Below are 22,368 nucleotides of genomic sequence, written 5' to 3'. Positions count from 1 at the left end.
AAAATCAGGGTTTGCCCAACTCACCCGGATTGATGCTTGCTCCCTTGCCTTTCCTCATAAATCGCCAAAACCTTTCTTTTTCTTGATTTTCTTCGGTTTTTTCGGGCTGCCACCTTGGCCGCGGAACCCCGGTTGATTACCACCCCCAAACATTCCGCCACCCATCCCGGGCATCCCAGGCATACCGGGCATCCCGGGCATTTGTCCTCGTCCCATCTGTTGCATCATTGATCGCATTCTGGTAAAATTAGCAATTAGTTTGGTCACTTCTGTTTCCGGATGTCCCGAACCCTTGGCAATGCGACGACGACGATTAGGAGACTTAGCCAATAAATCGGGGTTAGCACGCTCCTCGGTAGTCATGGAATTAATCATCGCTTCTGTGCGTTTTAACTCTTTTTCCCCCTTTTCGATATCCGTCCCGCTCAGTTTACCCAGACCGGGGATTAACTTTAAAACTCCCCCTAGGGAACCCATATTTTTTAACAGCCGCATCTGTTTGAGGAAGTCATTAAAATCAAACTTAGCCTCTAAAATCTTGGCCTGCATTTTGGCTGCGTCTTCTAGGTCTAACTGTTCCTGAGCTTTTTCTACTAGGGTCAGGACATCACCCATATTGAGGATGCGACTGGCGAGGCGATCGGGATAAAACGGCTCTAAAGCTTCTACTTTTTCCCCAACCCCAACAAATTTAATCGGTTGTCCCGATATTTGCCGCACTGATAGGGCCGCACCACCGCGAGTATCGCCATCGAGTTTGGTGAGAATTGCCCCCGTGATGCCGATTTGTTGGTGAAAAGTGTAGGTGAGACTGGCCGCTTCCTGACCGGTCATGGCATCCACCACTAATAAAGTGTCGTCGGGGTTGACAATTTTCTTGATTTGTGCTAGTTGGCCCATCATCTGGGTGTCTATTTGCAAACGACCGGCGGTGTCGATGATAACGGTATCTACGCCTAATTCTTTGGCTTTTTGCACACCTTGACGGGCGATATCGACGGGATTAGCCTGAGAACCCATCTCGAAGACAGGAACATTTATCTGTTTACCGAGGGTGATTAATTGGTCAATGGCCGCCGGACGGTAAACATCAGTAGCCACCATTAGGCAGCTTTTGGACTGTTTGCGGAGATATAGGGCTAATTTGGCGGTGGCGGTGGTTTTTCCTGTCCCTTGTAACCCAGCCATTAAAATTACGGTGGGGGGTTGATCGGCCTGAGCTAGAGGGACGTTACTTTCCCCCATAATTTTGACCAATTCATCATAGACAATTTTGATAAATTGCTGGCCGGGATTGACTCCGGAAATAACTTCAGCGCCGAGGGCTTGTTTTTCGACCTCAGCAATAAATCCCTTGACTACCTGTAGGTTAACATCTGCTTCTAATAAAGCCCGCCGGACTTCTTTGAGGGTTTCTTGTATATTGGCCGAGGAGATTTTATCTTGACCTCGTAATTTTTTCCATGCGTCTTCTAAGCGGTCGGCCAGTGCGTCGAACATAGTTTCGGAATTAAATTTTTAAACTAGATCGATTTTATCTCAAATGTCGGGCTGAAGACCCCCTGTTCTTACCCTGTCATTGGTCGAGGATCGGCGGGAAAGTTCGATCGAATGCTAAACTGAGTCTGTTTTTGCTTCGGACGCATTTGATCGATGTAGCAATCGATTAAAGAGAAAACCGAGGAGCTGCTCCTTAAATTCAAGGTTATCAGTAAACTGTTTGTAAAAGCTGAAACTGGTTTCCACCATGTCTTACATCGTATCGAGTGCCAAGTTATCCAAGGCAAGTTTAACATTTTCGGGAGTATTGATCTTGAGGCTCGCTTTCAGGGGTGCGCTGTCATCCAGTTTGGTTTCAAGGTGTTCGATAAAAACTCGCTCATCTTCATATCTCATTCTAAAGACTCTCTGGTTGTTCAGTTTGTCTCATGTAAGGGATAGGATGATAAAAGATGAAACCCTTATAGAGGAAAACATTTGGGGATTTTTGTCAATTGTTTTTGATCTAGAGCGAACTAATCAATTAAATCTTTTGCCAGATAAGGATTTAGTCGATTTATAGCCCTCTATCGAACCATAACAAGTAACGAACAGCCATTTTAAAAGGGTTTTGCTATTATTGAGCAAGCCTTACTTAGCTTTTTACCGAACCAATAACTTAAATAGGCTTAATTTACCCTTAAAAGGCGGATATTTTAAAGCGGGATTGAACCAAAGAGGTGTTTTCATAATCGCTTTTTGGTGACTAAAATTCTCAAAGGAAAAACAACCATGGTAGCTACCAATACCGCTATTTCCCCGGCCACCAAAGGGTAAACTAGGATTAGTAAAATGAAAACTATTGTTGTTAATACAACCTCCCCCAAACTGGACTGATTCTAACCATTTTTTCTCGGTCTTTGCCTTAGTAGTAAACAGATAAAAAGCTAGAGGATTAGGGTTTTTAGCAATAATTGCTAAAGCTTCCTCAAAAGTGCTGAAGGCAATTATCGGTAAAATTGGTCCGAATATTTCCCCTTGCATAATAGGAGCATCGAGGGAAATATTAGTTAATAAAGTTGGTTGAATATATAAACTTTCTCGATCGGTTTTGCCGCCAAAAACAATCTCACCATCTTTGAGCAAGTCAATTAAGCGATCAAATTGCTTTTCATTAATTATCTTACCATAATCAGCACTTAATCTAGCATCTTCACCGAAAAAATTAACAATAGTATTAGCTAATTCTCTAATAAAGTTCTCCTGCTGAGATTGATGTACTAAAACATAATCAGCTGCGATGCACATTTGACCACAATTAGAGAATTTTGTCACGGCAATGCGACGGGTTGCCACGGAAATATTAGCATCAGCTTCGATAACACAGGGACTTTTTCCCCCTAATTCTAGAGTAACAGGAATTAACTTTTCTGCCGCTAGTTGATAAATAATTTTTCCTACCCTTGTACTGCCAGTAAAAAATATATGATCAAAGGTGAAACTGTCTAAGATATTCGGAATTACTTCTGCACCATCTCCGGGTACAATTAACACATATTCTTCAGGGAATATCTCTTCAATTATTTTAACTACTAATTTTTCCGTTGCTGAGGCAAATTCACTCGGTTTTAATACCGCACAGTTACCAGCAGCAATGGCACCAACTAAAGGCGCTAATAACAATTGCAGAGGATAATTCCAAGCACCAATGATTAACACCACTCCCAAAGGTTCCCGAATAATTTGACTGGAGGAGGGAAAATTTAAGAGATTAGTCTTAACAGGTTTGGGTTGCATCCATGAGCGCAAATTTTTTAAAGCGGTATTAATTTCCACCAAAAGGAACCCATTTTCAGTAATCCAACAATCTTCGGGACTTTTCTTTAAATCGCTATATAAAGCTTGATATATTTCTGCTTCATATTTAATAATTGCCTGTTTTAACTTCTCTAACTGCTGACGACGGAATTGACAAGAATGAGTGACACCACTAGCAAAATACTGACGCAATTTGGCTAATTTTTCTGAGTTTGATAGCATCGAAATAATTCCCAAGTTAATAATGAAATTCTACGGCATCCACTGGGGACGAATTCCAGGTAGAGGCAATTCAATTAAATCAGATTTACTTGCTTTCACTCCATCTTGTAGGGGAGGAATTAACATCCATAAACGACCACCGATAATTGTTTCTCCTGAGTTAGTAGTCAAGGGATTAGTCGGATTAGTATCATAACTGGTGCGAAGTTGATCAAAAATAATCGCTAAACTATCGGGAGATAAACTAATGTGAATATCACGATAATCTGCTAATTCCAGTAGGGGAGTCACTTGACCGGTCTTCACATCTATTTTAGCAAAATAGGGTTTTTCTTTGTACTCTTGACTGTTAGTAACTAACTCGGTTAACAAACAATACAAATCACTACCAGTGGCATTAAATTGACAATCTATAATCGAACCTTGTAGATTGAGTAAGCGTTTTTGTAGTCCTTGATTATTGACATAAAAAAGCGATCGAATATAACGCATTTTAGCATTATCAGTATTAAAATTTACCATTGCCGCAGCCGTACCATCAGCAGAAAAATTCAAAATTCGCCCAAATTTTGGTAAAAAATCTAGGGGTTTTGTTTCAGTTTTTAAAGGCAAAAGGGCGATTCCTTCCCCTTGAGTAACAGCCAAAGTTTTACTATCAGGTGCAATCAAAAATTCTCCACCTTGAATGTTTAATTGCCGGGGTTTTTCCCCGAATTTAACTGCCCATAAATCGAAGTTAATCGGATTGCGGCGCTCAATTCTCTGCACGACAATGGTTTCCCCATCTTTAGCTAAATCAAAATGATTATTCTGATAATCTTTATTGTCTAGCACTAACTCAATTTTTGGGGGAGATTGGCCAAAATCAACTTGGTAAAGCTGCAGTTCACGAATTCCCTGTATCCCCTGATTTTTCGCCACGGCCGAAAAGAGGATTTTTTTACCATCAGGGTAAAATTCAAAAGCCATAACGGTCAAATTTGCGGGGGTTAAGAGGGTTTTCTTCTCCTTGGTCAAGTTATAAAAAATTAATCTTCCCTGTTCTTCCCCATTAGTGCCAATATAGGCAAAAGCACGATCCCGACTTTTAAATTCTCTTTCAAAGATTCCTAGGGTTTGTCCTAATCGATTACCGCTGGGAAATTGTTCCCGCGCACCTTCAATTTGCAGATGATATTTTTCTCCGTAGGGAATGGGAGAAGTGAGAGTATAAGCTAATCGTCTTCCGGCCCAACTAAACTTTCCTGGCAGCGGAGGATCGATAACTAGATTTTTTTCTACACTAGCATGATCCATGGGACGATCAAAAGTGATAATAAATGCTTGATCTTCCGCTCCAATTTCTCGATTTTCCCAACTAAATTCCTTGACTCTTGGGCCAGTTTGTAAAAGACACTGATTACCACAGGTATTACCCAACCAAATTAAGCCACCAATTACTAAGGTTAGCGATACAATTAATGTTATTGCTAATTTATCAATCGGTTGTAGTTGTAAGGTCTTGATCATTATAGTAGATGGTTAGTAGCAACAACTGGTCACTGATAACTGTTGACTGTTAATATCCGTAGGGATCCCCAGGAGTGGGTATAGATTTCACCGATTTAGCCTTAATTACTAATTGTCTTCTGGTGGTTGATTTTCCCACTTCTACCGGTAAAGATTCCGTGGCCATTTCTCCGGTGACTTCTAACCAAGTATCATTGGGATATTGACCGCGACTTCCTGATAGTTTCACTGGTAAAGCGACGGGATAAGCATCTACGGCACAACAGGTAAGAATAAAGCGACTAATTAATAAATAATTATCGGGTAGTTGGGGTAATTGTACCACAAAACCTGTGACTTTTACTGGTTGTCCTGTATAAGCATCAGGTTCGGGGTAAGCATTCAAAGTTCTTACCCATTCAATTAAACTTTTTTCCTCTGGTTTAACGGTAGTACCAAAGGATTGAGTTTGCACGCGAGTTAGGGGTAAAGATTCACTAATTCCCCTCTGTAATGCGATTTGACTACTGAGGGGCTGCGGGGCGATAAATAGGCCTAAAAGGGCAGTTATTACTAATAAACCTGAGCCAAAATGCTGGGGAAGAATGGTAATATGCGATCGATTATCATTACTATCTAAATTAATCTTTTTTTGCCACTGTTTTAATAATGTCCAAAGCTTGACTAATCCTAGGGCAAATAAAGCAATACTGGTGATGAGAACCAGAATAAAATAATTAGGATGGATCAGTAAATTTAACTGTCCAGTTATCCAGTATTTAAATAGTAACGAACCCCAACCGATGAGGGCAATAATATCGATAAATTGGGGGGCGATTATTTTTAGACGTGATGAATTCATGGGAAAAACTATCTAGGAACTGACCTAAAATAAATAACTGTGAGCTAAGGTGAGTAAAAAAGTCATTTGCGCTGCTAAAGCAAAGAGATAAATTAACATTCTCGGTTTAAAAATAGACAACATTAAACCAATCCCTTTCAGGTCAATCATTGGACCAAACACTAGAAAAGCCAGCAGGGAACTACTGGTAAAACTAGAGGCAAAGGAGAGAGCAAAAAAAGAATCAACCGTGGAACAAATCGAAACAATTACCGCTAACAGCATCATTGCCAAGATTGAAGTAATCGGATCTTGACCCAAATTAAGAACAAATTCCCGGGGAACAAACACCTGTAAACCGGCCGCTATAGCACTTCCTAAGATTAACACTCCTCCTAATTCCCGTAATTCCATCACCACGTTTTCCACAAAAGTTAACCAGCGCCTTTTCATCGGGATAGATTGCACTGCCGGTAGGACAGCAGTAGCGGCAAAACTTTCGTCTAAGCGCAAAGTTTGCCCAGAATTACCGATCAGAAAAGAACCGGATTGTAGCAGTAGTGGGATAGATTCTTTTTCTGGTGTTTGCGGTTGCCAATTGAGACTTTTTGCCAAAGAGGTTTGTAGGAGCGGTCGCGGATCTTTTTGGATACTAAAGATAATACCGATAACCGTAGCGATGAACAAAGAAAAGATAACTCGATAGAAAACAATTTCCGGTTGATCGCGAAAAGCTACCCAAGTGGACCAGATAACAATTGGGTTAATTGTCGGTGCTGCTAAGAGAAAACTAACCGCTACTGCATTCGGCATTCCTTGCACAAGTAAACGTCGCGCCACCGGCACATTGCCACACTCGCAGACGGGAAACAAAAAACCAATACATCCCCCCACAAATGCTCCTAAAACAGCATTGCGAGGCATCAAGGCAACTAGGCGACGTTCATCGACAAATATTAAAAGAATACTAGAGAGAATCACCCCTAGCAGTAAGAAAGGCATCGCTTCCACCAACAGGCTCAGGAATAGGGTAAAGGCATTTTGTAGTTGACTCATCTATCCTCGCCTTGGCAATTAGAGGTTTAGGGATAAAGACTTAGGAACCCCAGAAAAAGGTTCAGTTATCAGTTATCAGTGACCAGTTATCAGTGACCAGTTATCAGTGACCAGTTATCATTTATCAGTGACCAGTTATCAGTTATCTGTTATCCGTTACAGCCTTTCTCGTCAAGATGAAGTATAACCGAATTTGGTATTGACGACCAACTCCCCAAAAGGAAAGCTTCGTACCTCACCATTAAGATAACTGTTAGAGCAGAACGTAGTTATCAGTTATCAGTTATCAGTGACCAGTTATCAGTTATCTGTTATCCGTTACAGCCTTTCCCGTCAAGATGAAGTATAACCCAATTTGGTATTGACGACCAACTCCCCAAAAGGAAAGCTTCGTACCTCATCATTAAGATAACTGTTAGAGCAGATTTGAGTTTTCAGTCCACTGATTACTGTTTACTGATCACTGAACTAGAGGACTCGATTAAGTTTGCCGCTTTGATAACCTTCTAGATCGAGGGTGACATAGATGAAGCCTAATTTTTGCAGATCAGCGACTAATTCGCTTAAATTTGTCCGATTAATAAAGTCGGGAATTTCTGCTGCCGGTAATTCAATCCGTGCCGTATCGCCGCTCGATCGCACCCGTAATTGACGATAACCTAATTTTCGCAGATAAATCTCGGCCCGTCCGACTCTTTGCAATTTCTCCAGGCTAATTTCCTCCCCGTAGGGAAAACGGGAACTTAAACAGGGTTGCGCCGGTTTATCCCACCAAGGTAAATTTAAGTAACGAGATAGTTGACGAACTTCGCTTTTTGTGATGGCAATTTCTGCCAAAGGTGAACGAGCGCCGCGCTCCCTAGCTGCTTGGATTCCGGGACGATAATCCCTTAAATCATCAGCATTAACGCCATCGATGACGTAGGAATAACCACGAGCGAGAGCGAGGGGTTTAAGGGTGTCGTGTAGCTCACTTTTGCAGAAATAACAGCGATTAACGGGATTACTGGTGTAATTGGGGTTATTCATTTCCTCGGTTTCTACCAATTCATGCCGAATACCGATATAATCGGCTTGAGCGATCGCTTCTTGCAATTCTTCCGGCAGTAGGGAAGGGGAAACCGCCGTAATTGCCAATGCTTGACTCCCTAGCAGATCATAAGCCACTTTTGCCACTAGGGTACTATCCACGCCCCCAGAATAGGCAATCAGAGCCTTTTCACTGGCTTTTAAGAGGTTTTGTAATTGTCCGAGTTTATCAAGTAATTGACTGTCCATGGTGGTGATTTTGGCAACTGGTTTAGGGAGACCGTTTTTTATATTGGGTATAGACAAATAGCTTAAGCCACTTGTCTCAAGAATTTGGGTTCTCTTGGGTTTGGTGGGTAAAATGTATTCTAAGATACAGTCCTGCGGGCGGTCGCAACGCGAGACCGAGTGAAACGAACCACAAAGACACAAAGGACACAAAGATTGATCGCTCTTATATCTGAACTTCCTCCATGCATACATACCATAATAGCCGAAAATCCTTATCCATCAATGGATGCACCCCTTAACCTTTCTCAATGTACCCATGTAATTTGTAATATTTCTTAATGGACAAGAATTCTCTCTATTTGCTAAAATGATAGCCATGTATATATAAAAAGTTTCTAACCGTAATTCCCCCCCCGCTGTTCTTCTTCGAGAGTCCTACCGAGAAGGAGATCAAGTCAAAAAAAGAACTCTGGCCAATCTCTCAAAATTACCCGATGATATTATCGACAATCTAAAACTGGCTCTTAAAGGAGCAACGCTGTCCATGAATGAAGGCATTCCCAATCATTTTGAAGTCATTAGAAGTCTTCCTCATGGTCATGTAATGGCTATTTTAGAGACGATTAAAAAATTAGGTTTAGATAAAATAATCAGTGAAAAATCCTCTCGAATCAGAAACTTAGTGGTGGCGATGATTGGGGAGCATCTCACCTTTGCAATAAGCATAAATACTTAGTAGAAAAATAGGCTTTTCGAGGGTAATTCTTGTTTTAATTCTCCATATACGCGGTCTTTAAAAGCCTCTATTTCGTTCCAAGACACGATTAAGAGTGGCTTTTAGGCTAAGTATAATTACTCATCGCGTAAGTGAGATGCTCCCGATGATTGTGGCAAGAATCATCAATCCTAAATCGAAACTAGCCACAGCGAGAGGGTTTAATAGCGAAACTTGCAGTCAGAGTTTAGGACAATTGTTAGACTTAGAAAAAGCCGATGAAGACGAATATATAACGACTTAGATTGGTTATTAGAAAAACAAGAGAAAATTGAGAAGCACCTAGCACTTAAACACTTAGAATCAGGAACATTAGTCTTGTATGATGTCACTTCTATTTATCTAGAAGGAAATGGTTGTGAACTAGGAAAATATGGTTATAATCGAGATAAAAATAAAGGGACAACTCAGATAGTTTTTGGTTTGTTATGTTCAGCTTCAGAAAGGGTTGGGGGATTGAGAATGTGTTCTGGGTAAGCGATAGAGGAATTTTAACCAACTCGAAAATCAACTGACTCAATCCTATTTTCTCGCCAAAGGATTGGGTTTATTTTATCTATTTTGGCGATATACTGTTGATCATTGAACAACTTCACGGATTGAATTGATATGTTATTATCTACTCCTGAAACAATTCAGCATATTCTTTGGCAAGGGCAACTAGAATTGGATAGCGAAGAAGAGGAAGAAAATTTTAGATTTATGTCACCTCCCTCACGGCCCAGCTATGCACCAACTGTTAGCATCGGACAACCAGAAGTTTGGCCATTAGCTGAACTTTATTCTGGTGCAATTCCCTCTTGGTTAGAGGTAAAACAGAATGAGGCACAGTTTTTTTTAGTCCGTTTTGCCTGTTCTCTTCGTAATAGTGGAGAAGATAAATTTCAAATTACTCAAGCTAAATTTTCTGTTGATTTACTGCCCGATAATCAACAAAACCGGGCTATTGCTTTTGATCTATATCCGTTAGAAATCAATCAGGAAATCAAGCGTAACTGTAAAGTTAGTCTGTCCCCCAATATTAAGTTTAAGGAAGCTCAGGCAAGTTTAGGAGGAACAGACTTTGCCCTAGAATACCCCGAATTACAACCAACAATTATAGCCACAGGAGTTGGGGAATATAAGGCTGATTGGGAATATCGAAAAGCACAGGGAAAAGGAGTTCAAGGAAGTAAATTTATGCACATGATTGTCAAAGTCCCTAATAATATGCAATTGGTGAGGACTAAGTTAAATTTAACTGCCCGCTTGGAACAAAATGGTAATCCCTTAGTTAAATGGCTTTTTAAAACTGACATTAAAAAAGTGCCAAGCGATTGCTTAATAGTCAATTTAGTTAGCTAATATTTACTTAATTCCTACATCAATAAATGCTTGAGAAATAGCATCTAATTGAACCTCTATATGAGGGGAGGGTGCTAGTAATCGCTGTGCTTGTTGTTCAAATACTCTACGACTATCGAGGAAGTTATCCAACGAGAGAATATTTTCTAGAACAGCACCGAATAGATTAAGAGCAAATTCGCCATTAAAAAGAGGCTGTCCATCGATGACAGTTTTATTAATTGTCATCAATCGATAAAAAGCATGACTATGAATCAAGGAAAGTTCGTGATAATTCTTGGCAGTAGTCCAATCATTTATTTGTATTTGTCCATAAACAGACCCTGCATCTGTAAACCTTAAAGAAAGTAATGTATCTAATCGTCTCAGGGATCCGGTTCCTTCTTGAAAGTTTTCTCCCACATCCCACAGCCAATTATGAGGATTATTCCAATAGGAACCATCATCCCTATGATTGTTACGCACTAAAACCGCAAATATATCACAAAAAGATTCTTCAAGTGCTTTTTTTTCTGTAAACTCATTATCTCCTTCCTCAATTTGCTGAATTAAACCATGACAAAATTCATGCGCTACTACTGTGATATCGGTTCCATAGGAAAGGTTTCTACCATTAATTTCTCTTTGTCCAAATAAAGCCCGTCTAGTTTTACGTCCCCATCCAGCAGGCTCATAGGAACCATTTATTCTGCCAACATTAATGATAGCTTCATATCTATCTAGTGGTTTGTTGAAGTTATCATCGATAAACTGGGCAACGGTTTTAACATTATTGCGAGCTTGTTGGCAAAAATAGTGACAAGGATCATCGACTAATGAGTGGTCAGTGAGAGTGATATTAGAGGGATAATCTTCATATCTCAAATTATAAGTTCGTGAAAGCCCGCAGTTACCATTAGATGGTGAGCCATGGCATTCTGTGCAGAACATAAGTTTTTGCCCCCGATAAATTCATAAGTTCCAGTCAGTGGTTAAGTAATTAATCTTGTTAGAAAGTCGCCCAATGTGTCAAGATGGCAAAATTGCCAGAATTTAGGCAAAGCAAAGCCACAAAAAATGGATAAAATACCCATGTAAGTAGCTGATTATAATTAAATTGAAGATGGATTTTGGGTTCGATTCCCCCTTAATCTACCCTTAATAAGGGTGGTGTCGATCCCCCCTTAATCCCCCCTTAATAAGGGTGGTGTCTGAAAGTTTTTAACACCTGCCTACTTATTTCCTGTTAAAAAGTGAGTTATATTTGAATAATGCAAAAAAAGCTCACCAAAAGCAGCCCAATAGTTAGGGATATTTGGGTAAATATCTCCAAACGATAGACAGTTTGGCAGTAGGTTATGGACAGAACCCTTTTAGCAGAAGGTTCTCAAATTTGAGAGTTCGAGCATTATCTCCCCTGTGTGGGCATCTATCACATAATCAGTTAATTCCAGTGATGTTCCAACAGATTTTTCGTCACCGGTTGGAGCCATAACTTTAATATTCGTAACATAAACAAGTTTCCATTCACCTAGCTTGTCACTGGAGCCATTAGAAAAGTGTTTGAAATAATAGTAAAGATCGGGATTAATATCACAATCCTTTAGGGCTTCTGGGGAAATAGGCTCACCCTTCTTAAGACAATATTTGTAGATCCAATGTTTTAAATCTTCTTCAGGAACTTTCGGATTTTTGTCAGGAAATCCTTTTTTTACAGCTTCATCTTGAGCAACTTCAGACGAGTTTGCAAACAAAAATTTCTTGCGTTCGTCTAAATCAACAATGATCGAGGAGCCGTATAAAGGGATACCTTGGTGTCGGAGGCGATATTTGAATTTGAATGCTTGAGTAAATTTCGATTGATACTCATCTACAAGTTCAAGTTTAACTGGCAAATCCGTGGGCCATTGGACTCGCTGAGTGTCCCCCGGCTCGGGTTTGGGCTGAGAGCCAGCGAATCTGCGAACCTTCTCTCCTGCGCCACTGGGTGAACCTGAGCCGGACAACTTAATGGCTATATGTTCTAATTCAGTTGTTTTTTTCTTTTCTAACTGTTTTGGCATTTTACAATCACTGCAAAGGTGTTACAAGGTGTTACAAAAACGTGATAAAACATATTATGTCGTCCAACTATGTTGCCAAAAAACCGAACAATGGTCAAGATGTACATACTCTTCATGTATTAGAGTACAAAACGTACATATAAAAACCGCCCTCACCAGTTCAGTGATCGATACCCTATCGGTCTCTTCGGTCATCAGCAACCTCTTTCCTACAATCATCTACAGGGTTGCACTACAAATGCTAACAAACCAATTACCGATAATTTTAACAAGGTTTACAAAAATTAATGCAGATTTTTTATGCACATCCCCCAGATTAGCCTGTATTATATGAACACAACTATTGATCAAAACGGGCATCTAGGGCTGAATCATCAGAGTAACATCTAAACCTATGAGCGATCTGGACACAGAAAATCAAAGACAAAGCGATGAAGACCGACAAAGAGATGCTGCGGTGTATTTGCATCTCCTCAACAATTTGACCGATTTGGACATTAGTGAGGATAGTCCCAAACCGAATGAGTACAAAATAGCCAAACAATGGGGACAAAATCGCCTTTTTGTCCGGCGAATGCTGCGTTCGGTGATGGGAGAGCGTTACCAAGAAAAGGAACGCGAGGAGCGGGTACCCAGTTTAAGCTTGGGGAAATTAGTTACTATTCTTAGCTCACTGGAGGCTTATTGGCAAGGAGAGTCAGCCAAAAATAAGGATAGCTTAGCCCAGAAAATGATCAATAAGTTTACCCAACAAGAAAAACAACGAGTTCTCAAAAAATATGCACAGTTATCTCTGGATGAAAGGGATAAATTGAAATTACTTGTTCATCCCGAAGCTGGTTTACTTGAGCAGTTAAAAGAGATCATTACCGATGAAATACAGCCGGATTCCCTAGACGTTGTTAGCTTTTATAAACAGGCCATTAATCTATACAGTTCCCAAAAACAACAACACAGTTACCTAAAATCCCTTGGCCCAAATGATAATCAAAATCTAGATGAATCTTTAAACCTAGTTAATCAGATTACAGAGTATATTCAACCCCGATTAAAAAAATATTATCAGCATTTATCAACAGACTCGGAGCAAGAAATTATCAAGGATTTGGTTGATAAGATTTTAAGAGAAGTGAGCCGGACAGAATTTCAAGCTGGACTCAGACAAATTAAAACTGTTGTCGAGCAATGCCCAGATTTTGTTAAGAATAATTTAACTAGCGATTCCATATCCAATCTCTTTTTGGAAAGCCTGAGCAATTCAATTATCAAAAATAATTTATTAGGAGATAAATTTCCCGTTTATATCGACTATTTAGAAATTGAGAAAGTCAAACCTCTGCCCCTAAAATTATACCGAGGCAAAACAGGTTTAATCAATACCGATTTTCTCGATGATCCTGAAGACGAAAATGAGTATTATGCTCAAGGATTAGAAAAACAGATAGCTTATAGGGTGCGAGTGTATTTTTATGTCTATCCCCCAGAGAACTGGAAACCAAAACCAACCTTAGAAGAAAAAGAAATCAGCCAATTTTTCAAGCAAGAAGAATCAAACAGTCGATTAGAATTTTGTGAAGAAGTGGTAGGTGTAGGCAGTCCTATCGCTCATATCACCACCGCAATTAATCGATTTTTGTTTGAGGGGATAGATATTTTGAAAAAGCAAGGCTATCTGCCTGTCACCCAAAAAATAGTCAGTGAAGATACAGTGATTGGCAATACAAGAAATAGTGCTGTTTGGTCTTATTCTCTGGTTAAGTTATGCAAACAGGAAGATGTGAAAAAATCTCTAGAAGGTGAAATTAATTATAATCAAATTGTCGCCGATCAAGAATTAGCAACAGGAGAATTTTATGGATTTGATCTTCTAGAATCTGCCGCTAAGTCTGCCCTTCACGCTCGACTGAGAGCCATTGAAAAAACGGCAATTGATTCTCAGCAATATCTACAACAACTTTGTGAGAGGATTGAGGAAAAATATATACTAGAAAAAGCAGAAAAATGGATAAAATTCTACCCTTTCTCTCTCAGGGCTATGCAAGATTATTTAGAAAAAAAGCTGTTTAAGGATAAATATCGCAATTGGGATGAGAGAAATTTCAAGGAAGTTAATAATAATCAAGCTTGGAGTAGGGTGGCCTATGAAGCACATTTGGCAATTACTCAAGTATATCTTCAAGAGGGTCTCTATCGTATTGCCCAAAAATATCTTGAGGTTATTAAACCCCATATCGAAAAGGGACGACTAGACGATAAACTATTAGTTAGTCTCTACTATCTCTGTCTATTTGATTATCATTTTTATACAGACCTTGAAGATGAGGAACGTGACCATCAAGAAAGGGGTTCTGCAATTCGTAAAGCTGAAGAATATTTGAACACTGCTGAAGAATATTTGCAGAAATATTTGAAAGAATACGCAATCATTGGTGAATACTCTCAAACTAATGCTCATCCTTTTTTCTATTATTTATCTCGTATCTATTCTCACCGCGCTAAAATTTATATCTTTTTCCCTTACATTGCTCAATTACCCAATCCCAAAACTCATTTATTAATTGAACCTCTTCGTCTCTTAGAAAAAGCTCGTATTTATGCGGCTAGAGACGGTGATGCTAATTACTATGCTTACTGGACAGTGTATCAAATTTGGTCTTATTTAATCACCGCCTATGTCGGAGACACCAATCGATTAACGGAAAAATTTAGCCGCCAAAATTGTCTAGAATGGGCCGAACGTTTAATTAAAAATGCTCTTGATTGTTATGGAGAGCGAGGCAGAAAATCTTATCAACAGATAAAAAATTATAGTGGTAAACAGAAAACAGAGTTTAGTGGATTAAAACCGGATTCGACTATTATATTTTATGAGCAATACAATGATATTTATGTGCAAACCATTCCCCCAATTATTGAAATCGGAAAGGGTAGCAGCCACTTAGACGAGTTTTATCAAAAAACTATTGAAATCGGAAAGGGCAGCAGAAACTTAGACGAGTTTTATCAAAAAATTCAAAAAACATTTAATGAATCTAATCAATCTCAAGAAGAAATTACACAGCCAACTATGCCAGACAATCCAGACAATAAAGCTTCTTCATTTAGTATTGAAGAAATATTTGGTATTCAAGAAAAAATTATACAGCTACCCATGTCAGCATTAACTTACCTTGACTCAAATTCAGATAATAAAGTTTATTTATTTGGTATTCACGCTAGTCTTCTTTTATTTGGGTTGGGACTGGTGGAACTTTGTAAAGATAATCAGGAAGAAGGATTAGAAGAAAGTATTCGTATGGCGATGAAAAGGTTTACTTTAGGAGCGGCAATTGCATCTGAGGGAACAGTGGATGAAAAAAGAGGAGAAAAAACCTATCTTCAGCGAATATTTACCGAGCAAAAGCCAAATAAAGGTCAAAAAATGCCCGAAGATTTTCAAATTAGAGGCTTATATCCTCACCGATTAACTCAGTTTACCGCTAAAGGGAAAATTTTTGCGGCAACCTGTCGAGTAATTCTCCTTTTGTATAACTACGAAAAATATAGTAGCTATGGGCCAGAGGTCGCCTATCTTTTGAATGATTTACACGATGCTCAAACTATTATAAGATCGAATAATCCTGATTATTCTTTGGGACAAAATCGCTATAGTGGTCATCTAGAACAACAATTTAAAGGGGTTAAAAGTTACCTGGAAAGTCAGAAAAATTCTTTCAAATCAGGTTCTTTAGAGGAAATTAGAAACAGAATTGTCACTGATATATTCAAAATACTTCGCGGCGACAAAGTGTAACTATATCTGCTAATTCCTAAATTTTAGAACGCAAACAGTTAGTCCGTTGTCGGGAATTAATGGTGGTTTTAGCTAACTAAAAGAATAGAAGAGTCCGCTAATTATCTTCAAATTCTCGTCCAAAACTGATTGAATGCTTAGACATTTGGCTCTTCTAGGTTCTGTGTGATAAGTTTAACTTACATAGGATCGATCTTTGTGTCCTCTGTGTCTCTGTGGTTCCTTCCACTCCCGGGCCAGCAGGACTGCATCTTAGAATACATTTTATCCACCAAATCCAAGAGAGCCGACATTTTTTTCACCTCTGTATCAAAAATAGAATTAATCCCAAAAACCCTATAAACCATTATATCGCTAAGTGCAAGTTAAAAGTCAGAAGTGGTCAACTCAAGTTTAAATTGTACCTGATAGAGGTGCGATGGTTAAGGGCTTTTTCGGGTCAAAAGTTGATGGCAGTCGGTGACTAGATTTACCTGAGCTTGTTTGATGATTAACTGAGAAAAGTTTTGAGGGATGGTACTTAAAAGATCGATCACTTTAATGGAGTCAATTCCTTGGAGTTTCAGAGATTTTGTTAAGAGATGAAATTCGGTACACCCAGAAATATAGGAGCGAGTTTTATATTTCTCTAATAATCCTCGTTCTTCGGTTTGTGTTATGCAATGCACGCGGATTATAAGGGATGGAACTTTTATAGAGAAAGGCATTTGGCGGTTTTTGTCAATTTTTTTTCGCTCTAGAGCGAACTAATCAATTAAGTCTCTTTCCAGATAAGAATTTAGTCGATTTATGCTACCCTATAGAACCATACCAAGTAACGAAGAAACCTTATTTATTGCCTTTGCTCAGTTTGATGCTCTAAAAGTAGGGCGTTTTTTGGTATCTCCTATGGTTTCAAGGGCGAGAATTAAATAAATCTCTCCTTGATGGGGATAATTGTCATCTTCCATGTTAGAGTCCTTCCGGGTTGAGGATTCCTTCCATTGGGGTGTGGGAATTCTCCCCAGTCCCGCTCGAATTGCCGTTCAGTTGGTTTTTGAGTTTGGTAGAAGGTGCTTAACTGGTTTTCTATTTGCTATCGGTGCCACAGTCGCAATCCTTCTTCGACAGCAGCAGAGTGATTCTCCGTCAATTGGTCAATATCTTGAAGCAATTTAGAATCGACGGTAATAGAGAACCGTTGCTTGGTGGTTGTCGGATGAAATAGCGCTCCTCAAAAGTTATAGCCATTTCAATTAAGATTGAGAATATCAATGCCAGAGGTGATATTGCTTAAGAGATGACAAATTTGGTGATATAGTAACTAAAGATCACACTTAAATCTAACCTTGCCATAGATGCACAAATCTCGAATCTGGCAACCCCAAAAACATCCCGTCTCTAACATCAGTTTTAGCGATGAAATGAGGTGAGAATTTTGGCCAAAATAATTAGCGATCGCATTGCCGTTTATCTGCTCATCGGCGGACTCCTGTTTAGAATAATCATCGCTTTGGGGCTTTATCCCGGTTACGATGAGGCCTATTATTACGTTTACAGCCATAATCTGGATTGGAGTTACTTCGATCATCCGCCGATAGTAGCGATTTCCACGGGTTTTGGGACTTGGATCACGGGATTAGTCAATCAATTTACCATTCGCTTTGGTACTCTCCTTCTCTATACTGGCAGCCTCTGCTTGCTATATCTAACGGCTTTAAAATTGTTCAGCCTGCCGGTCGCCAGAATGACTTTAGCGATCGCTACTCTGATCCCCATCTATGGGATCGTCTTCGGGATTCTCTCGCAGCCAGATAGTCCTTTAATCTTTTTTTGGTCATTAACAGTCTATTTAGCTGCCCAAGAATTCTTCCCAATTCGGGGAAAAAACTATCATCCTAGCTATCGTCTCGCTTATATTGGACTTGCCGTAGGATTGGCGGTTTTAAGTAAATATCACGGCTTTATTTTGGGCTTTGGTTTAGTTTTATTTTGCCTGACCACTCCCCGCTATTGGCCTGTATTTAGATCCCCTTGGTTGGGATTAGGATTTATTCTTTTTTTGATAACTTTATTACCGATTATCCACTGGAATATTAACCATGATTGGATTTCCTTTCGCTTTCATTTAGAAGACCGTTTTTCTGGAGAACCCAAAACCTTTAATATTCTCGGTATTCTCTCGGTTATTGGCATTAGTATCGCCACGATGTTTCCTCCTTTTGGTCTGCCGATGTGGTGGGTGACATTTAAAAGCTTTGCCGAACAAATGCCTAACTTTCTCTCTAAAAAAAGATTTTTTCATCGAGAAGAAGAATCACTTAAAAAATGGTTAATTCTCTCAGTTTCTCTGCCTTTAATCTTAGGAATGCTTTATGTGGGTGCTTCCCATTATCTCGCCCCTAGTTGGATTTTACCAGGGTTTTGGTCCTGCACAATTTTACTAGGAGAAAAAGCTACTATTTGGCAGCAATCTTCTCGAATCTGGATAAAAAGATGGTTATGGGGATCGGGAATTTTTATCGTTACTATTTTATCTATAGCAATGCTTCACGTCACTTTTGGGACTTTCCAAAAACCTAGTCAATACGCAATTTTTGGAGGAATTATTGCCCCAGAACAAGACCCTTCTAGGGAAATTGTTGATATCGATCAACTGCGTCAAGGCTTTGCTAATTCTCCCGAATTATTAGCACTCTTAAAAGATTCTAGCTTCGTTTTTACCAATAGTTTTTATGTGACAGCATGGCTAGATATGGCCCTCTATCCCCTAGTTCCTATACCCGTCACCTGTTTTAACAACGATCAAAGAGGTTATCAAATTTGGTTTAATGCTCAAGAATGGATTGGTAAAAATGGTTTATTAATTACTACCAATAGTTCCCTAGAAAGACCAGAAATAATCGATCGCTACCGTCCCTATTTTCAAGATATAACTAAAGTAGCGGTTATTCCGATCAAGCGCGGTGGTGTTGCCATTGAACAATTTCATGTTTACCAAGCTAAAGGACTAATTAAAACTTATCCTTAAAGCAGTTATCAGTTATGATCGGGTAGGAGATAGATAAATAGTTGATAAATACTTCTGATTTCTATCTTTTGAACTTTGTAATCTTTATTATTTACTTTTTACTTGATAAATATGTCCATTAATCGAGTGCGTATTGCTAGAGATAAAGGGGAATTTGTCCAGTCCTTAGTTAATTTTAATCAGGGAATTGGACCCTTTCAAACCTATGCTGATGTCATCGCTTTTGCGGCGGCTTTAGGAGTAAAATATCAAGAGAGAGTGACGATAGAAAATGTGGCGAAGGAACCCTCGCCCATTAACCTCGAAATTTTTATTTCTCGTGGTTACGATACCCTAATCAAATTATTGGCAGTCAATGAATTTAAAGACACAAAAATTCTTGCTCCTCATGGGGTAGATTCAGAAGCTTTGCGAGTGATAATTTTCGAGGAATATGCTAACGCTGGTTTAACAAGATTAGAACGAGAATTGCGCGGTGCGGTGGATTATACTGAAAGATTATTGTTAATTATCAGTCAGGAACGTTTTCGAGAAATTACTCCCACAACGGAATTCGATTTAGGCAGATTTTTGTAGAAGAAATTCTAGTTATTCCTGTAAGTAAGTGATTCTAATGGCTCTTCTCGACTTTGTGTGATAATTTTTGCTTATAGAATCGTGAAATATTTACCTAGAAAGACTTTTAGGACTATTTTGCTGAAGAAACTATCAGTATAGACCCCGTTTCCACACAGAAACCAGAAGAGCCTTCTAATTAAATAGAAGATAGATTTTTCCTCTGATCCTCTTACCCATTAGTCGTAAGTAGTCGTGCAAAATTAATTTCCTAGTAAAGATAGGCAAAAGGCAAGAGGCAAAAGGCAAGAGGGGGTTAGATATGTGTAATTAATTTTGCTTAGGTACTTACTAAATCTGGTTATTAAAAACTGATTACTTATTCTCCGTTTTGCGGTTCGGCTGAGATCGCCGTTAAAGCCTGAGCGTTCGACAAAAGCTCACGCGGCGGTTCGACAGGCTCACCGTCCGCTCGTGTTAGTGAGCTTGTCGAACTACTGAGCTGGCCGAACGTCCGAAGTCTCACCGTCGAAGCTTTTTGCCTCTCCTTATAAGTAGCCTATACTCAACATATTTAGTCTAATTTCCCCGAAGCTTTCCCAAAAATAAGATAAAATAAAAAAAGATAAATAGTTATTACTTTTAAATTTTCTATGGTTAGAACTTCTCTATCCCTCCCCGAAATCGCAAGAGAGAACCGTCAAGCAAGTCTTCAACTGGCTATCCTGACTAACGAAGAAAGGAATGAAGCTTTAGAGGCTATTGCTGAGGCTTTAACTGCCAATGCTGATAAAATACTAGAAGCGAATATCGCCGATGTTCAAACAGCCAAGGCGATGGAATTATCTCCGGCTTTATGTGCGCGATTAGAGTTAAGTCTTGGCAAATTAAAAGCCGCTATTGCTGGGGTACGAGATGTGGCCAAATTAGCAGATCCTTTAGCTACCATACAAATTAATAGGGAATTAGATCAAGGTTTAATTCTGCGGAGAATAACCTGTCCTTTAGGGGTTTTAGGGGTTATTTTTGAGGCTCGTCCCGATGCTTTAATTCAAATTACCAGTCTAGCGATAAAATCCGGCAATGGTGTTATTTTAAAAGGGGGGAAAGAGGCGCTCCGTTCTTGTCAAGCTTTAGTAACAATTATTCATCAGGCATTGAGTCAAACTAAAGTTAATTCGGCGGCGGTACAATTGTTAACAACAAGAGAAGAAATTCAGGAACTATTAAAACTTGATCAATACATCGATTTAATTATTCCTAGAGGTTCTAACGAATTTGTGCGTTATATCCAAAATAATACCCGCATTCCTGTCCTCGGTCATGCCGATGGTATCTGTCATCTCTACATCGACAAAGAAGCCGATTTAAGCAAAGTAATTAGAATTACCGTTGATAGCAAAACCCAATATCCTGCCGCTTGTAATACCATTGAAACTTTATTGGTTCATCAAGACATCGCTAGACAATTTTTACCCGCAGTTGCCCAGGCATTAGAGGAAAAAAAGGTTAAATTATTGGGAGATGAAGCAACTCGTCAGATTATTAACGTACCGTCGGCCACAGAAGAAGACTGGCAAACCGAATATAGTGATTTAATCCTGTCAATTAAAATTGTTGATAGTCTAGAATCGGCAATCGAACATATTAATTATTACGGTTCTCGACACACGGAAGCCATTGTCAGCGAAAATTTTAACACGGCCAAAACCTTTAGCGATCGAGTCGATGCCGCCGGAGTTTTTCATAATTGTTCCACGCGATTTGCCGATGGTTTCCGTTACGGTTTTGGGGCCGAAGTGGGTATCAGTACCCAAAAAATGCCTCCCCGCGGTCCGGTGGGATTAGAGGGATTAGTGACCTACAAATATCAATTAGCCGGAGATGGTCATATTGTCGCCGATTATTCTGGGGAAAATGCCCAATCTTTCACTCATAAGGATTTATAGTCGAGAAAAAAGCCGATGTTTACAGGATTAATTCAAGCCTTGGGAAAAATTCGGGTCGTGGATACTGATAGACTCCATTTGTCTGTATCTTCTGATACAATTCTCCAAGATTTAATGATTGGTGATAGTGTGGCTGTGGATGGGGTTTGTTTGACAGTGGAGGAAATTCTCTCAGAGGGTTTTCTGGCCACTGCTTCCCCGGAAACCCTACAGCGCACTACTTTGGGACGAAGGATTAAAACAGAAACCAACGTTAACCTAGAAACCTCTTTGCGGGTGGGTAGTAAAATCGGCGGTCATTTTGTCACCGGTCATGTGGACGGAATTGGTTGTTTAGTCGAATCGATAATCGTGGCTAATTCGTGGGAAATGACCTTTGCTGCCCCTAGTTCCCTAGAAGAGCAGTGGAATAACTACATAGCTCGTTATATCGTCGGTAAGGGCAGTATAGCTGTTAATGGCATCAGTTTAACCGTGGCCGATTGTGATGCCTACGGTAGCTGGTTTAAAGTGGCAGTCATCCCCCACACCTACGCTGAAACCAATCTTTCCCATTTAAAATTAGGCGATTGGGTGAATCTAGAAGGGGATATTTTAGGCAAATATGTGGAAAAATTGCTAGGAATACGCTCTTATCACCCTCCTACCGAGATTAGCTTAGAATTTCTGGCCGAACATGGTTATTAAAAAGTGCGTAACCCAGTGTAAATCTGATTGATAAGTTTTTCCTATATAA

At 39.5% G+C, this 22,368-nt stretch carries 15 protein-coding genes and 3 pseudogenes; 9 read left to right on the top strand and 9 right to left on the bottom strand.

From position 1 onward, the window contains the following. Positions 1-54: 54 nt before the first annotated feature. The 7 genes from ffh to larE all read right to left on the bottom strand — a co-directional run bounded on the left by ffh (position 55) and on the right by larE (position 8,182). Positions 55-1,500 (bottom strand): signal recognition particle protein, encoded by a 1,446-nt coding sequence (gene ffh, locus ACE3JL_RS13790; RefSeq protein ID WP_271988873.1) that lies wholly within the window; start codon positions 1,498-1,500, stop codon positions 55-57. Positions 1,501-1,752: 252 nt separating this feature from the next. Further along, positions 1,753-1,896, bottom strand: coding sequence for a hypothetical protein (locus ACE3JL_RS13785; protein WP_271988872.1), 144 nt, complete (start codon positions 1,894-1,896; stop codon positions 1,753-1,755). 246 nt (positions 1,897-2,142) lie between these two features. Continuing rightward, positions 2,143-3,519, bottom strand: a complete 1,377-nt coding sequence (locus ACE3JL_RS13780; RefSeq protein ID WP_375327724.1) for an aldehyde dehydrogenase — start codon at positions 3,517-3,519, stop codon at positions 2,143-2,145. 30 nt (positions 3,520-3,549) lie between these two features. After that, positions 3,550-5,028 (bottom strand): hypothetical protein, encoded by a 1,479-nt coding sequence (locus tag ACE3JL_RS13775; protein WP_271988870.1) that lies wholly within the window; start codon positions 5,026-5,028, stop codon positions 3,550-3,552. Between the two features lie 49 nt (positions 5,029-5,077). Next, on the bottom strand, positions 5,078-5,869 hold the full coding sequence (locus tag ACE3JL_RS13770) for a TIGR03943 family protein (RefSeq protein WP_375327723.1): 792 nt from the start codon (positions 5,867-5,869) through the stop codon (positions 5,078-5,080). A 24-nt stretch (positions 5,870-5,893) separates the two neighbouring features. Next, complete coding sequence (locus ACE3JL_RS13765; protein WP_271988868.1) at positions 5,894-6,904, bottom strand: permease; 1,011 nt, start codon at positions 6,902-6,904, stop codon at positions 5,894-5,896. Between the two features lie 468 nt (positions 6,905-7,372). Further along, on the bottom strand, positions 7,373-8,182 hold the full coding sequence (larE, locus tag ACE3JL_RS13760; protein ID WP_150975503.1) for an ATP-dependent sacrificial sulfur transferase LarE: 810 nt from the start codon (positions 8,180-8,182) through the stop codon (positions 7,373-7,375). Positions 8,183-8,633: 451 nt separating this feature from the next. Between larE and ACE3JL_RS13755 the strand changes: the two are divergent. The 3 genes and pseudogenes from ACE3JL_RS13755 to ACE3JL_RS13745 all read left to right on the top strand — a co-directional run. After that, a pseudogene (locus ACE3JL_RS13755) lies at positions 8,634-8,855 on the top strand (tail length tape measure protein); the annotation flags it as partial. A gap of 190 nt (positions 8,856-9,045) precedes the next feature. Further along, positions 9,046-9,448, top strand: a pseudogene (locus ACE3JL_RS13750) (tail length tape measure protein); the annotation flags it as partial. Between the two features lie 100 nt (positions 9,449-9,548). Continuing rightward, positions 9,549-10,283, top strand: a complete 735-nt coding sequence (locus ACE3JL_RS13745) for a hypothetical protein (RefSeq protein ID WP_375327722.1) — start codon at positions 9,549-9,551, stop codon at positions 10,281-10,283. A gap of 3 nt (positions 10,284-10,286) precedes the next feature. On the opposite strand, the gene ACE3JL_RS13740 is transcribed toward ACE3JL_RS13745, so the two are convergent. Together ACE3JL_RS13740 and ACE3JL_RS13735 are read right to left on the bottom strand one after the other, a co-directional pair. Further along, the gene (locus ACE3JL_RS13740) at positions 10,287-11,213 is read right to left on the bottom strand and encodes a M4 family metallopeptidase (RefSeq protein ID WP_375327721.1); all 927 of its coding nucleotides are present in this window, start codon (positions 11,211-11,213) and stop codon (positions 10,287-10,289) included. Between the two features lie 422 nt (positions 11,214-11,635). Continuing rightward, positions 11,636-12,325, bottom strand: a complete 690-nt coding sequence (locus ACE3JL_RS13735) for a hypothetical protein (protein WP_375327720.1) — start codon at positions 12,323-12,325, stop codon at positions 11,636-11,638. Between the two features lie 394 nt (positions 12,326-12,719). On the opposite strand from ACE3JL_RS13735, the gene ACE3JL_RS13730 reads away from it, so the two are divergent. The 6 genes and pseudogenes from ACE3JL_RS13730 (at position 12,720) to ACE3JL_RS13705 (ending at position 22,319) form a co-directional block, all read left to right on the top strand. Then, the gene (locus tag ACE3JL_RS13730; protein WP_375327719.1) at positions 12,720-16,118 is read left to right on the top strand and encodes a HypX (modular protein); all 3,399 of its coding nucleotides are present in this window, start codon (positions 12,720-12,722) and stop codon (positions 16,116-16,118) included. 657 nt (positions 16,119-16,775) lie between these two features. Further along, positions 16,776-16,980, top strand: a pseudogene (locus ACE3JL_RS13725) (hypothetical protein). Between the two features lie 555 nt (positions 16,981-17,535). Then, positions 17,536-19,128 carry an ArnT family glycosyltransferase gene (locus ACE3JL_RS13720; protein WP_375327718.1) on the top strand — a complete coding sequence of 531 codons (1,593 nt, stop codon included), beginning with the start codon at positions 17,536-17,538 and terminating at the stop codon, positions 19,126-19,128. Positions 19,129-19,239: 111 nt separating this feature from the next. Beyond that, positions 19,240-19,704, top strand: coding sequence for a DNA phosphorothioation-associated protein 4 (locus ACE3JL_RS13715; RefSeq protein ID WP_271987829.1), 465 nt, complete (start codon positions 19,240-19,242; stop codon positions 19,702-19,704). A 632-nt stretch (positions 19,705-20,336) separates the two neighbouring features. After that, on the top strand, positions 20,337-21,632 hold the full coding sequence (gene proA, locus ACE3JL_RS13710) for a glutamate-5-semialdehyde dehydrogenase (RefSeq protein WP_375327717.1): 1,296 nt from the start codon (positions 20,337-20,339) through the stop codon (positions 21,630-21,632). Positions 21,633-21,647: 15 nt separating this feature from the next. Further along, the gene (locus ACE3JL_RS13705) at positions 21,648-22,319 is read left to right on the top strand and encodes a riboflavin synthase (RefSeq protein ID WP_375327716.1); all 672 of its coding nucleotides are present in this window, start codon (positions 21,648-21,650) and stop codon (positions 22,317-22,319) included. Positions 22,320-22,368: the final 49 nt, after the last annotated feature.

This window comes from Microcystis sp. BLCC-F210, assembly GCF_042134685.1.
In the GTDB taxonomy this organism is placed as follows: domain Bacteria; phylum Cyanobacteriota; class Cyanobacteriia; order Cyanobacteriales; family Microcystaceae; genus Microcystis; species Microcystis aeruginosa_D.
This window is presented reverse-complemented; position numbering and strand designations above follow the sequence as displayed.